This window comes from Streptomyces sp. NPDC048442 (assembly GCF_040651475.1).
Taxonomy (GTDB): Bacteria; Actinomycetota; Actinomycetes; order Streptomycetales; family Streptomycetaceae; genus Streptomyces.
Genome location: NZ_JBEZKB010000007.1, coordinates 187,148 through 200,702, shown reverse-complemented (window position 1 = coordinate 200,702; position 13,555 = coordinate 187,148). Strand labels below are relative to the sequence as shown.

The window sequence follows — 13,555 nt, the reverse complement described above, 5'->3', positions numbered from 1 at the left end:
TAGACAGTCTGCCTACCGCCCGCCCCGGAACCCGGCTCAGCCGTCGAGCGACGTCATGACGTGCTTGATCCGGGTGTAGTCCTCGAAGCCGTACGCCGAGAGGTCCTTGCCGTAGCCGGACTGCTTGAATCCGCCGTGCGGCATCTCCGCGACGAGCGGGATGTGGGTGTTGATCCACACACAGCCGAAGTCGAGGTTCTTGGACATGCGCATGGCGCGCCCGTGGTCCTTGGTCCAGACGGAGGAGGCGAGGGCGTACTCGACGCCGTTCGCCCACTCCAGGGCCTGGGCCTCGTCGGTGAAGGACTGGACGGTGATGACGGGGCCGAAGACCTCGTTCTGGATGATCTCGTCGTCCTGCTTGAGTCCGGAGACGACGGTCGGGGCGTAGAAGTAGCCCTTGTCGCCGACCCGGTGGCCGCCCGACTCGACCTTGGCGTGCGCGGGCAGCCGGTCGATGAAGCCGGTGACCTGCTTCAGCTGGTTGGCGTTGTTGAGCGGCCCGTAGAGCACGTCCTCGTCGTCCGGCAGGCCGGTCTTCGTGTCGGCCGCCGCCTTGGCGAGCGCCGTCACGAACTCGTCGTGGATCGACTCCTGTACGAGCACTCGGGTGGCCGCCGTGCAGTCCTGGCCCGCGTTGAAGAAGCCCGCCACCGAGATGTCCTCGACGGCCTTGGCGATGTCGGTGTCCTCGAACACGACGACCGGCGCCTTGCCGCCCAGCTCCAGGTGGACCCGCTTGAGGTCCTTGGCCGCGGACTCGGCGACCTGCATGCCGGCCCGTACGGAACCGGTGATGGAGGCCATCGCGGGGGTCTTGTGCTCGACCATCGTGCGGCCGGTGTCGCGGTCGCCGCAGACGACGTTGAAGACGCCCTTGGGGACGATGCCACCGATGATCTCGGCCATGAGGACGGTCGAGGCGGGCGTCGTGTCGGACGGCTTCAGCACGACCGTGTTGCCCGCGGCGAGCGCCGGGGCGAACTTCCAGACGGCCATCATCATCGGGTAGTTCCACGGTGCGACCTGTGCGCAGACGCCGACCGGCTCGCGGCGGACGATGGAGGTCAGACCCTCCATGTACTCGCCCGCGCTGCGGCCCTCAAGGAGGCGTGCCGCACCCGCGAAGAAGCGGATCTGGTCGACCATCGGGGGGATTTCCTCGGTGCGGGTCAGGCCCAGCGGCTTGCCGCAGTTCTCCGACTCGGCGGCGATCAGTTCCTCCGCGCGCTCCTCGAAGGCGTCCGCGATCTTCAGCAGCGCCTTCTGGCGGTCGGAGGGCGTCAGATCGCGCCAGGCGGGGAACGCCTCGGCGGCGGCGGCCATCGCGGCGTCGACGTCCTCCTGGCCCGAGAGCGGCGCGGTCGCGTACGCCTCGCCCGTCACCGGGTTGATCACCTCGGTGGTCCGCCCGTCGGCGGCGTCCCGGAACTCTCCGGCGATGTAATTGCGCAGACGGCGCAGCTCGGTGGTCACGGCCAGTCTCCCTCTCAGATGTCCGGTGGATGAGACACCCACATTAGTCAGTGGAGCGACGCTTTCGACATACCTCACTGTCGACAACTTCGGATTCAGTTAAATCGAGACCCTTCAACAACGAATTTCATCGGTCTGCCCTTGCGGGACGGGCGATACGTGATGCACAGTGAGCTCGTGGTCAGTCGTAGCGCAGAACCCAGGCCCGGCAGCGGCAGCTCCCCGGCGATCGATGCCGTCTCTCTGGCGATCATCGAACAGCTCCAGGAGGACGGCCGCCGTCCGTACGCCGCCATCGGCAAGGCGGTCGGTCTCTCCGAGGCCGCCGTACGCCAGCGCGTACAGAAACTGCTCGACCAGGGCGTCATGCAGATCGTCGCCGTCACGGACCCGCTCACCGTGGGATTCCGCCGGCAGGCGATGGTCGGCATCAACGTGGAGGGCGACCTCGATCCGGTCGCGGACGCACTCACCGAGATGGCGGAGGTCGAGTACGTCGTGGTCACGGCGGGCTCCTTCGACCTGCTCGCGGAGATCGTGTGCGAGGACGACGACCACCTCCTGGAGATGATCAACCGCCGCATCCGGACCCTCCCCGGAGTGCGCTCCACCGAGAGCTTCGTCTACCTCAAGCTCAAGAAGCAGACCTACATGTGGGGAACCCGATAGTCGTGACTGCCACCAGCAACCCTGCCCCGGGCAAGGACCTCTCGAAGACCGCGTACGACCACCTGTGGATGCACTTCACCCGCATGTCGTCGTACGAGAACGCTCCCGTGCCGACCATCGTGCGCGGCGAGGGAACACACATCTTCGACGACAAGGGCAAGCGCTACATCGACGGCCTCTCCGGCCTGTTCGTGGTGAACGCCGGTCACGGCCGCCACGAGCTCGCCGAGGCCGCGTACAAGCAGGCCCAGGAACTGGCCTTCTTCCCGATCTGGTCGTACGCCCACCCGAAGGCCGTCGAGCTGGCCGAGCGGCTCGCGCACCACGCGCCGGGCGACCTGAACAAGGTCTTCTTCACGACGGGCGGCGGCGAGGCCGTCGAGACCGCGTGGAAGCTCGCCAAGCAGTACTGGAAGCTGCGCGGCCACCACACCAAGTACAAGGTCATCTCGCGTGCGGTCGCCTACCACGGCACCCCGCAGGGCGCCCTGTCCATCACCGGCCTGCCTGCCCTCAAGGCCCCGTTCGAGCCGCTCGTGCCCGGTGCGCACAAGGTCCCGAACACCAACATCTACCGCGCCCCGATCCACGGCGACGACCCGGAGGCCTTCGGCCGCTGGGCCGCCGACCAGATCGAGCAGGAGATCCAGTTCGAGGGCCCGGACACCGTCGCCGCGGTCTTCCTTGAGCCGGTGCAGAACGCCGGCGGCTGCTTCCCGCCGCCGCCCGGCTACTTCCAGCGGGTCCGCGAGATCTGCGACAAGTACGACGTGCTGCTGGTCTCGGACGAGGTCATCTGCGCCTTCGGCCGCCTCGGCACGATGTTCGCGTGCGACAAGTTCGACTACGTACCGGACATGATCACCTGCGCCAAGGGCATGACCTCGGGCTACTCCCCGATCGGCGCCTGCATCATCTCGGACAAGCTCGCCGAGCCGTTCTACCAGGGCGACAACACGTTCCTGCACGGCTACACCTTCGGCGGCCACCCGGTCTCCGCCGCGGTCGGCCTCGCCAACCTCGACATCTTCGAGCGCGAGGGCCTCAACCAGCACGTCCTGGACAACGAGGACGCGTTCTACCAGACGCTCCGCAAGCTGCACGACCTGCCGATCGTCGGCGACGTCCGCGGCAACGGCTTCTTCTACGGCATCGAGCTGGTGAAGGACAAGGCCACCAAGGAGACCTTCACCGACGAGGAGACCGAGCGCGTCCTGTACGGCTTCCTCTCCAAGGCGCTGTACGAGAACGGCCTGTACTGCCGGGCCGACGACCGCGGCGACCCGGTCGTGCAGCTGGCCCCGCCGCTGATCTCCACGCAGGAGACCTTCGACGAGATCGAGGCCATCCTGCGGGCGGTCCTCACGGAGGCCTGGACCAAGCTCTGATCCTCCGGATCCCTCGCGGATCCTCGTGATCATCCGTTGATCCTCGGCTGCGGCCCGGATGCGCCCGTTCCAGTGAGAACGTCCGCCTCCGGGCCGTACGTCTGCCGTGCCGCCGCGCCCCTCGCACGGCGAATCCTTACGGTGCCCAGTGACCGATCGGCTCTGTCTTTCGTTCCCCCGCAAGGGGGACGGGAAATCTGATCTGACCCTGAACCGAGGTGTACGCCATGGTGGCCCTGCCGGACAACGCCCCTCCGGACAACGACGTCCTGTGGGCTCGCTCCCTGCACCACTCCCACGGCGGGTCCCCCGCGCTCACCGGTGTCTCGCTCGGTGTCCGCGAGGGCGAGATCCTCGCCGTGACCGGCCCGCGCGGCAGCGGCAAGACGACCCTCCTCGGCTGCCTCTCGGGCCGGCTGGTCCCCGACGACGGCGAGGTGTGGTTCAACAGCGTCCCCGTGCACACCATGGGCGCGCTGTCCCGGGAACGGCTGCGCCGCGACCGGTTCGCCTGGATCTCCCCCGAGCCCGGCCTCGTACCGGAACTCACCGCCTGGGAGAACACGGCGCTCCCCCTGCTGCTGCGCGGCGAGGGGCACCGCGCGGCGAAAACGACGGCCATGGAGTGGCTGGAGCGGCTCGACATCGGCGCCGTCGCCCGCACGCGCCCGGCCGCGCTCGCGCAGTCGCAGCGCCAGCGCATCGCGATCGCCCGCGCCCTGGCCACCACCCCCACGGTCCTGTTCGCCGACGAGCCGACGGCTCCGCTGCACAGCAGGGACGGCGCCCAGGTGCTGCGCACGCTCACCACGGCGGCCCGTTCGCACCACATCACCGTCGTCCTCGCCACGCACGACGCGGACGTCGCCACGCTCGCGGACCGCACCGTGAGCCTCCTCGACGGCCGTCGCGTCAGCCCCGCGCAGCTCACGGAAGGCCGGGCGGCGTGCTCGCTCTCCGTCTAGCCCGCGGCAGCCACCCGCTGGTGCTGCTGCGCCGGCTGCTGGTCGCGGCGGCCTCGGCGGGCGTCGGGTTCCTCCTGCTGTGCACACTCGGCTACGCCCTCGGCCACCCGTCGCCTCCGGCCCCCTCCCTGCTCCGCCTCCTGTGGTGTCTGGTCCCGCTCGCGGCGACCGTGCAGTTCGCGGTCGCCGTGGCCCGTACGGACCCCAGCACCCGGCCGCGTCCCGGCCTGTCCGCGGTGGGCCTGGGCCCGGCCCGGCTGGCCTCGACGGCGGCGGCCTCGACCGCCCTGTCCTGCACCCTCGGCTCCCTGCTGGCCCTGCTCTTCTTCCTGCACCTGCGCGGCGACCTGAGCGGGCTCCCGTTCGACGGCGCGGCCACCGAACTCCTCGCCGCCGACCGCCCGTTGCCCCTGCCCGCGGTCCTGATCCTGCTCTCCCTGGTGCCCCTCATCGCGGCCGCGGCAAGCGCCCTGGCCCTGCGCCCGCGCACCCGTACAGGCACAAGAACCGGCACCGGCACAGACGCGCCGACCCGCCCGAACGGCACACCGCCGACGGGCGGCACCCCCGCGTCCACCCCCTCGGCCGCTCCTCCCACCGGCCTCCCCTGGGGAGTCGCCCTGACCGCCGTCGGCCTGGCGGTGGAGACGTACGCGAGCCGGGGCGGCGGCACCGGCGGGGCGCTCCCCCTCCCCGGCCACCCGGACATCGCCCCGGCGGGCGTCCTCGCCGGCTGGACACTGACCGCGCTGGGCCTGGCCCTGGCGGGCCCCGGCCTGGTTCATCTCTGCGGCCTCCTCCTCCAGGCCGTACGCCCCGGGGCGGTACGCCTCCTGGCGGGCCGCGCGCTCCAGGGCGAGGCCCACCGCATCGGCCGCCCGCTCGGCGTGGTCTGCGCGACGGCCTCCGGACTGATCGCGGCAGCCACCCTGTACACCTCCGGCCCCGGCTCCGCGTCCTCCTTCGGCCCGCTCACCGGCCTGGGCGCCACCCTGGTCCTGGCCTGCACCACCGCGACGCTCCTCACCGTCGCCCTGGAGACGAAGCAGGCCCGCGCCGAGACCACTCGGACGCTGCTCCGCCAGGGCGCCGCCGCCAGAACCCTCCGCGCCGCAGCCGCCACCCGAGCCCTCGCCCTCCTCGCCCTCTTCGCGCCCCTGACCTGGGCGGTGGCCGCCCTGGCCGCAACCCCTCTCACCGCCTGACGCACCCACGGCCACTCCCGCCACCCCCGAACCGGCGCTGCTCCGCCCGCCGCCTACCATGGCTCCGTGCCTCAACACCCGGACCACGACCACGAGATCGAGACCCTGGCCGAGTTCGACCGGGCGGCCGCCGGCGGCCTCCTCACCGGCCACCGACTGCAGTCCCTCGACCTGACGGCCCGTACGGAAGCCCTGCTGGGCACCGACACCGCCCATGCCGTCTTCCTCGGCTGCCCGATGACGGACGAGGCCACGGCCAAGGTCAGGGCGGACGGCGCGCTCGTCTTCCCACCGGTCCCGGGCCTTCCCTTCGATCCGTACCGGGGCCTGCTCTACACCCCGGACTCCCTCTTCGAGGGCCTGGCCGACGGCGGGTACGAGGCGACTCCCGACGCACTCGCCTACACCTGGTTCCAGCGCACCAAGTCCGACGGCGACATATTCGCCTCGATGCTGCGCTCGATCCACGACGACGCGATCTCCGACGCCCTCGACGAGCACCTGACCGGCGCACCGGTCGTGGGAGTCATGGGCGGCCACGCCATGGCCCGGGGCACCGACGCATACGCGGGCGCGGCCCGCCTCGGCCGCACCCTCACCCGCGAGGGCCTGACGGTCGCCACCGGCGGCGGCCCCGGCGCGATGGAGGCCGCGAACCTCGGCGCGTACGCGGCCCCACACCCGGACGCCATGCTGGACGAGGCCCTCGAACTCCTCGGCAAGGCCCCCTCCTTCACCCCGTCCATCACGGACTGGGCCGCGGCCGCCTTCGACGTACGGTCCCGGTGGCCGGCCGGCGGCGACTCGGTGGGCATCCCCACCTGGTTCTACGGCCACGAACCGCCGAACGCGTTCGCCGCGCACATCGCCAAGTACTTCGCCAACGCCACCCGCGAGGACGGTCTGCTGGCCCGCTCCACCGCGGGCGTCGTCTTCCTCCCGGGCGCGGCCGGCACGGTGCAGGAGATCTTCGACAACGCGACCCCGAACTACTACGAGTCGCGCGGCGAGCCCACCCCCATGGTCCTGGTGGACCGCACCCACTGGACCGAACGCCTCCCGGCCTGGCCCCTGCTTCAGTCCCTCGCCAGGGACCGCGCGATGGAACTCCGTATCGCCCTGGTCGACTCGGTCGCCGAGGCCCCGTCGGCACTGGCCCGGCTCCGGGCTGCGGGGGCCACCGCGGAAATCCGCTAGCGACCGGATGCACGCGCGGTCATAGTGACGCCCATGGCATCTCTCGTACGACACCTCACCATCGACTGCGCCGACGCCTACAAGCTCGGCACCTTCTGGGCAGCGGTGCTCGACTCCCCGCTGGCGGACGACGACGTCCCCGGTGACCCCGAGGCCCTGGTGACCGCACCGGGCGTCGGGGTCCTCTTCATCCAGGTTCCCGAGCCCAAGACGGTCAAGAACCGCGTCCACCTCGACCTCCAGCCCCAGGACCGCACCCGCGACGAGGAAGTGGAGCGGATCCTGGCGCTCGGGGCCACCCTGGTGACCGACCACCGCAAGCCCGACGGCACCGGCTGGGCCCTCCTCGCGGACCCCGAGGGCAACGAGTTCTGCGTGGAGCGCAGCGCGGCCGAGCGCACCGGCTGATCTCCCCGGCACATTGGGGCGAGCCAAAAGCAACGTTCACGGCGATTCTCACGTCTCGTAGTCGGAGAACGACGACGAACAACCCGCGAGACGAACCACCCGTGAACGGAGCTTTTGGTGCTCATCGGCCTCATCACCGCCATCCTGGCGTCGGTCTGCTACGGCACAGGATCGGTCCTGCAAGCCGTCGGATCACGGAAGTCCGCCCGCCGGGAGGCGGCCGTGGCCTCCACCACCGGTGTCACCCAGCACGGCGGTCCCAGCCTGTCTTCCACCGCCAAGGCTGCGATGACCTGGGAGTTCATCGTCGGCACCATCCTCGACTTCCTGGGCTTCGCGCTCGGCGCGCTGGCCGCGCGGATGCTGCCCCTCTTCCTGTCCCAGACCGTGATCAGCGCCAACCTGGTGATCACTGCGGTGCTGAGCGTCAAGATGCTCGGCATCAGGCTGACCCGCAAGGAGTGGACGTCGATCGCGGTCGTCTGCGGATCACTGGTGCTCCTGGCGACGGCGGCGGGCCACGAGGGCGGTAGCCACGCCGAGATGGCGACCCACTGGTGGCTGCTGGCGATCTCCGTGGCGCTGATGGTCGGCGGGACGGTGGCCGTACGGCTGATGGGCGGGGGCGCCGCGATCCTCGCCGGTCTCCTCTCGGGCCTCGGCTTCGGCGCGCTCGGCGTGGGCGTACGCATCCTGAACGGCGTGGACCCCTACGACCTGGGGGCGCTCCTCACCGACCCTGCCCTGTACGCCATCCTGGTCGCCGGCATCGGCGGCATGTACCTGCACACGGTGGCCCTGCAGATCGGCTCGGTCAACGGCGCCACCGCCGCCCTGGTGGTCGGCGAGACCGTGCTACCGGGCCTGATCGGCGTGGTCTGGCTGGGCGACGCCTCGCGCCCCGGGTTCGCCTGGGTGGCGGTCATCGGCTTCGTACTGGCCGTGGCGGGCGCGGTCGCCGTCGCCTGGTACGGCAAGCACGAGGGCGAGCCGGGCACCGAGACCGGGGAACCTCTGCAACTGGTGGACACTCCCCGCTAGCCGGCGCAGCAGCCACGGCGGGCCGCCGCAGGCCCCGAGCAGTACCAGCGGATAGACGAGGTAGCCGAACCGGCTGGCCGGCATGAGGGCCATGGCGAGAGCCAGCCCGCCCGCCAGCCGTACGGCCGCCGCCCGGACCGTCTGCGGCGGCCGTACCACCAGCGAACCGGCGACGAGCAGCGCAGCGAGCACCAGCAGCACCGTGGCGATGACCGTCCCGCCCGGTACGTACTCCGCGAGCAGGCGCCCCGGCAGCGGGCTGGCCGCCGGTGACTCGACCCCGCTCAGCCCCAGCGGGAACGCGACCGCGTTGCGGTAGACCGCCCCCGGGTCGGCCAGTACCACCGGCACCACGAGCACCCCCGCGACACCGGCAGCGACCACCGCGCAGCGCACCGCCGCCCGCCTCCCCGCGCACACCACCAGCAGCGCCAGTACCACCGGCACCGCGGGCCACGCGGTCCACTTCAATGCGGCCGCCACCCCGAGCACCAGCCCGGCGCCCCCGGCCCTGCCCCGGCCCGCCAGCGCGATCCCCAGACACATCAGCCCCACCACCGGCAGGTCTATCCCGCCGACGGCGAGCGGCAGCGCAACAAACGGACAGGCCGCGACCCACGGCACCGCCGCACGCCGTGCGGCCACCACGAGCGCCCCCAGGAATGCGGCCGCCATCCACCACCGTGCATCGCCCAGCACGGCCAACGGGCCGTCCCCGAACAGCACATGGGGCAACCCGAAAACGGCCATCCCCGGCAAGTACGGATTGAAGTCCCCCGTCACCACCGGGTCGGCCACGTACGGACTGCCCGCAGCCACGAGCAACTGCGCCGACCGCTCGACCACCCGCACCTCCGACTGCGCCTGCCCGGTCAGGACGAGAACCGTCAGCGGCAGCAGCACCGCCCCCGCCAGCGCCACCAGCACCGGCTTCAGCCGCACCCCGAACACCGCTCGCGGCCGGGCGGCGGCCCACCCGGCCGCCCCGTATCCGAACGCGGCCGTCAGCCCCCACGCACGGTGCGGCCCCAGCCCGGACACGAGAGCGAAGAGCAGGCAGAGCACGCCGCACCCGACCCACCCGACGCCCGCCCTCAACTCCCCTTGCCGCACATGCCGTTTGCCGTCGACAACCACCGTCGCATCGTTCATGCGGCCACGGTGCGGGGCGGTCCGCAGACGTGGCATCACACCCTGGTGCCAACCTCCGGGTCACCCCGTGGCACTACAGGGGTCACTCCGCCGCACCGCCAAGGGCCGGCCCGTGGCACCGACAGGGTCACTCCGTGCCCCGCCAGGGACCGGCCCATGGCACCGACAGGGCCACTCCATGGCACCGCCAGGGACCGGCCCGTGGCACGTCAAGCACCTGTCTCAGCCCTGCAGCAGCACGACCTCGTCCGCCGCGAAGGCGACCCCCACGTCGGCGCCCTCCTCCGGGGCGTCCCGCAGCGCGCATGCGGCCTCCAGCAACGGCCCGTCCGCCGGGCGCAGTTGTACGGCGACGTGGTTGCCCCGGAAGGTGCGCGCGGTCACCGCGCAGGGCAGGCCGTCCGCGACCGGTACGAGCCGGACGCCTGCGGGGCGTACGAGCAGCCGGGTGACGCCCTGCGGGGATCCTGCCGGGACGGGGATCTTGCCCCACACCGTGTCCGCGGCCTCGCCGCTCACGGTCGCCTCCACCACGTTGTCGAAGCCCAGGAAGCGGGCCACGAACTCCGATGCGGGCCGCTGCCAGACGTCGAGAGGGGCCCCGGTCTGCGCGATGCCGCCGTCCCGCATGACGACGACCCGGTCGGCCAGGGCGAAGGCCTCGCCCTGGTCGTGGGTGACGGCGAGGACGGTGGTGCCCAACCGGCCGAAGAGCTGGCGGAGTTCGACCACAAGGCGCTCGCGCAGGCCGCGGTCGAGCTGGCCCAGCGGTTCGTCCAGCATCAGGAGCTTGGGCTGCGGGGCCAGTGCGCGGGCGAGCGCGACCCGCTGCTGTTCGCCGCCGGACAGCGAGGCCACCGCCCGCAGCTGGGCGCCCGGCAGCCCGACCAGTTCCAGCAACTCCTCGGCGCGGCGCACCTGTTCGGCCTGTCCCGCGCCCCGCATCCGCAGACCGAAGGCGACGTTGCCGCCGACGTCCCGCTGCGGGAAGAGCTGGTGGTCCTGGAACATCAGGCCCACCCCCCGCCGGTGCACCGGCACCCCCGCCTGGTCGGCGCTGTCCAGCAACACCCGCCCGGCGTCCGGCAGTTGGAGCCCGGCCACCACCCGCAGCAGCGTCGACTTGCCGCTGCCGCTCGGCCCGAGCACGCAGACGATCTCGTGCGCGGCCACCCGCAGGTCCACCGCGTCGAGCGCCGCCCGCGCACCGAACCGTACGGTGAGAGCTTCCAGCCGCAACAAGGACTGCGCAGCGTCGGTCATTCAGAACTCCCCGGATACGGATCGGTCGGGCCGGATGCGTTCCAGCACCAGCAGCGACACCGCGCACACGACCATGAGGATCGTGCTGAGGGCCATCGCCTGCCCGTAGTTGAGGTCGCCGGCCCGCCCGAGCAGCCGGGCCACGGCCACCGGCAGCGTCGGGTTGTCGGGCCGTGCGATGAAGACGGTCGCGCCGAACTCGCCCAGCGAGACGGCGAAGGCGAACCCGGCCGCCACGAGCAGCGCCCGCCGCACCAGCGGCAGGTCGACCTCCCGCCAGGCCCGCAGCGGCGAGGCCCCGAGGACCGCCGCGGCCTCCCGCAGCCGTCCGTCGACCGCGCGCAGCACGGGCAGCATGGTCCGTACGACGAAGGGCACGCCCACTAGCGCCTGGGCCAGCGGCACCAGGATCCACGAGGTGCGCAGGTCCAGCGGCGGCTTGTTGAGGGTGATCAGGAAGCCGAAGCCCACCGTCACCGCGGAGACGCCCAGCGGCAGCATCAGCAGCGCGTCGAACCCGCGCACCAGCCGCCCCGCCCGCCGGGTGAGGGCGGCGGCCGCCAGACCGCCGACGAGCAGCGCGATCGCGGTCGCCACCACGGCGTACTGCAGGGAGTTCCCGACCGCTTCCAGCGGCGGCACCAGGAAGGTCCCGCCGCTCTCGGCCACCGACCGCAGCGCCAGGTAGTAGCCGAATCCGTACCCCTCGGGCCCGTCCAGCGACCGTTCGACCAGCACGGACAGGGGCAGCAGGATCAGGACAAGTACGGTCGCGAGCACCCCGCCGAGCAGCGTCCACTGCCCGGCGCCGCGCGGCCTGCGCGACGTCTGTGCCGGGTCGACCAGCTTGAGCGCGCTCTCGCGCCGCCGCACCGTCCACGCGTGCACGGCGAGGATCGCACCCACCGCGGCGAACTGCACCAGCGTCAGCACGGCCGCGGTCGGCAGGTCGAGGAGCTGCGCGGTCTGCCGGTACACCTCCACCTCCAGGGTGGAGTAGGCGGGCCCGCCCAGGATCTGTACGACACCGAAGGAGGTGAAGGTGAACAGGAACACCATCAGCGCGGCGGCGGCCACCGCGGGCCCGAGCGCCGGCAGCGTCACCCGCCGCCAGGCCGCGAAACGCCCCGCGCCGAGCACCCGGGCGGCCTCCTCCTGCCGGGGGTCGAGCTGCGACCACAGGCCGCCCACGGTCCGTACGACCACCGCGTAGTTGAAGAAGACGTGGGCGAGCAGGATCGCCCACACGGTGGTGTCGAGCCGTACGCCCCACAGCTCGTCGAGGAGCCCACCGCGCCCGAGCACCGCCAGGAACGCGGTGCCCACCACCACGGTGGGCAGCACGAACGGCACCGTCACCACGGCCCGCAGCAGCTGCTTCCCCGGAAAGTCGAACCGGGCGAAGACGTACGCGGCGGGCAGCGCAAGCAGCAGAGTGAGCGCGGTCGAGGCGAGCGCCTGCCAGGTGGTGAACCAGAGCACGCCGAGGATGTCCGGGTCGCCCAGCACCTCCCCGATCCGCCCGAGCTGCCAGGCATCGCCTGACTTCAGCCCGCGCCCGACGATCGCGACGACCGGGTAGGCGAAGAACAGCGCGAAGAAGGCGACGGGCACAGCCATCAGGCCCAGCCGCACCGCGCTCCCACGCCAGGAACCCCGCCGGGCGCCCCTGGGGGCACCCGGCGGGGTCGTGCCTACTTGTTCACCAGCGAGGACCACGACTTGACCCACTGCTCACGCTTGTCGGCGATCTTCTTGGGCTCCACGGTCAGCGGCTTGTCAATGGTCGCGCCGAACTTGGCGTAGACCTCGGGCAGCTTGGTGTCCTTGGCGGCCGGGTTGACGAACATCTTCAGCGGCAGGTCCTCCTGGAACTGCTTGCCGATGAGGAAGTCGAGGAGCGCCTTGCCGCCCGCCTCGTTCTTCGCGCCGTCCAGCAGCCCGGCGAACTCGATCTGCCGGAAGCAGGTCCCGGTGGCGACCCCGGTCGGCGCCTCGGCCGGCTTCGGCTCGGCGAACAGCACCTCGACGGGCGGGCTGGAGGCGTACGACACGACGAGCGGCCGGTCCGCCTTCGCCTTCTTGCCGCCCGAGGACCCCGAGAACTCGTCGTTGTACGCCTGCTCCCAGCCGTCCACGACCTTGACGCCGTTGTCCTTGAGCTTCTGCCAGTAGCCCTGCCAGCCGTCGTCGCCGTACTGTCCGGCGGTCGCGAGCAGGAAGCCGAGCCCCGGCGAGGAGGTCGCGGCGTTCTCGGTGACGAGGAGGTTCTTGTACGCGGGCTTGACCAGGTCGTCGAGCGACTTCGGCGGCGCGAGCTTCTTGTCCGCGAAGTACTTCTTGTCGTAGTTGACGCAGATGTCGCCGGTGTCGACCGGCGTCACCCGGTGCTCGCCCTTGTCGAGCTGGAGGTCCGCCGGTACGCGGTCCAGGCCCTTCGCCTCGTACGACTGGAACAGTCCGTTGTCGAGCGCGCGCGAGAGGAGCGTGTTGTCGACGCCGAAGAAGACGTCGCCGCGCGGCGAGCCCTTGGTCAGGATCTCCTGGTTGAGGGCTGCCCCGGCGTCCCCGCTCTTCAGCACCTTGACCGTGTAGCCGGTCTGCCGGGTGAACTCCTTCAGCACGGCGGGCGAGGCGGCGAACGAGTCGTGGCTGACCAGCGTGACCGTCTTGGACCCGGCCCCGTCGGCCTTCTTCTCGCCGTCGGACGAACCGCCGCAGGCGGCGAGCGTGCTGACGCCGAGCGCGGCGACGATGGATATCGCCGCGTACTTCTTGATGGTGCTCACTG

General features: G+C 71.5%; 11 protein-coding genes and 1 pseudogene. 7 read left to right on the top strand and 5 right to left on the bottom strand.

All coding sequences use genetic code 11. The features are described from left to right. Positions 1-36 precede the first annotated feature (36 nt). A complete protein-coding gene (locus AB0D18_RS13700; protein WP_362416386.1) occupies positions 37-1,476 on the bottom strand; it encodes a gamma-aminobutyraldehyde dehydrogenase in 1,440 nt (479 codons plus the stop codon). A 177-nt stretch (positions 1,477-1,653) separates the two neighbouring features. On the opposite strand from AB0D18_RS13700, the gene AB0D18_RS13695 reads away from it, so the two are divergent. The 7 genes from AB0D18_RS13695 (at position 1,654) to AB0D18_RS13665 (ending at position 8,349) form a co-directional block, all read left to right on the top strand. Further along, positions 1,654-2,145: an Lrp/AsnC family transcriptional regulator gene (locus AB0D18_RS13695; protein ID WP_362416383.1), complete on the top strand. Its 492-nt coding sequence runs from the start codon at positions 1,654-1,656 to the stop codon at positions 2,143-2,145. A gap of 2 nt (positions 2,146-2,147) precedes the next feature. After that, a complete protein-coding gene (locus AB0D18_RS13690) occupies positions 2,148-3,533 on the top strand; it encodes an aspartate aminotransferase family protein (RefSeq protein ID WP_362416380.1) in 1,386 nt (461 codons plus the stop codon). A 227-nt stretch (positions 3,534-3,760) separates the two neighbouring features. Then, positions 3,761-4,498 (top strand): ATP-binding cassette domain-containing protein, encoded by a 738-nt coding sequence (locus AB0D18_RS13685; protein WP_362416377.1) that lies wholly within the window; start codon positions 3,761-3,763, stop codon positions 4,496-4,498. Then, entirely contained in the window at positions 4,480-5,703 is a 1,224-nt protein-coding gene (locus AB0D18_RS13680) for a hypothetical protein (protein WP_362416374.1), read from the top strand. The genes AB0D18_RS13685 and AB0D18_RS13680 overlap by 19 nt, the downstream gene beginning before the upstream one ends. A 66-nt stretch (positions 5,704-5,769) precedes the next feature. Next, complete coding sequence (locus AB0D18_RS13675) at positions 5,770-6,900, top strand: Rossmann fold nucleotide-binding protein (RefSeq protein WP_362416371.1); 1,131 nt, start codon at positions 5,770-5,772, stop codon at positions 6,898-6,900. A gap of 33 nt (positions 6,901-6,933) precedes the next feature. Next, entirely contained in the window at positions 6,934-7,308 is a 375-nt protein-coding gene (locus tag AB0D18_RS13670) for a VOC family protein (protein WP_362416368.1), read from the top strand. Between the two features lie 117 nt (positions 7,309-7,425). Next, positions 7,426-8,349 (top strand): hypothetical protein, encoded by a 924-nt coding sequence (locus AB0D18_RS13665; RefSeq protein ID WP_362416365.1) that lies wholly within the window; start codon positions 7,426-7,428, stop codon positions 8,347-8,349. A gap of 39 nt (positions 8,350-8,388) precedes the next feature. Here AB0D18_RS13665 and AB0D18_RS13660 read toward each other — a convergent pair. The 4 genes and pseudogenes from AB0D18_RS13660 to AB0D18_RS13645 form a co-directional block, all read right to left on the bottom strand. Continuing rightward, positions 8,389-9,501, bottom strand: a pseudogene (locus tag AB0D18_RS13660) (glycosyltransferase 87 family protein); the annotation flags it as partial. Between the two features lie 222 nt (positions 9,502-9,723). Beyond that, entirely contained in the window at positions 9,724-10,764 is a 1,041-nt protein-coding gene (locus tag AB0D18_RS13655) for an ABC transporter ATP-binding protein (RefSeq protein ID WP_362416362.1), read from the bottom strand. Beyond that, a complete protein-coding gene (locus tag AB0D18_RS13650) occupies positions 10,765-12,384 on the bottom strand; it encodes an iron ABC transporter permease (RefSeq protein WP_362416359.1) in 1,620 nt (539 codons plus the stop codon). It abuts the gene before it with no gap. Between the two features lie 74 nt (positions 12,385-12,458). After that, entirely contained in the window at positions 12,459-13,553 is a 1,095-nt protein-coding gene (locus tag AB0D18_RS13645; protein ID WP_362416356.1) for a thiamine ABC transporter substrate-binding protein, read from the bottom strand. Positions 13,554-13,555 lie beyond the last annotated feature (2 nt).

Bases quoted from the DNA above. Each gene is read 5' to 3' on its own strand.
- AB0D18_RS13685 (WP_362416377.1), top strand. From the start codon at position 3,761: ATGGTGGCCCTGCCGGACAACGCCCCTCCGGACAACGACGTCCTGTGG.
- AB0D18_RS13670 (WP_362416368.1), top strand. From the start codon at position 6,934: ATGGCATCTCTCGTACGACACCTCACCATCGACTGCGCCGACGCCTAC.
- AB0D18_RS13655 (WP_362416362.1), bottom strand. From the start codon at position 10,764: ATGACCGACGCTGCGCAGTCCTTGTTGCGGCTGGAAGCTCTCACCGTA.
- AB0D18_RS13650 (WP_362416359.1), bottom strand. From the start codon at position 12,384: ATGGCTGTGCCCGTCGCCTTCTTCGCGCTGTTCTTCGCCTACCCGGTC.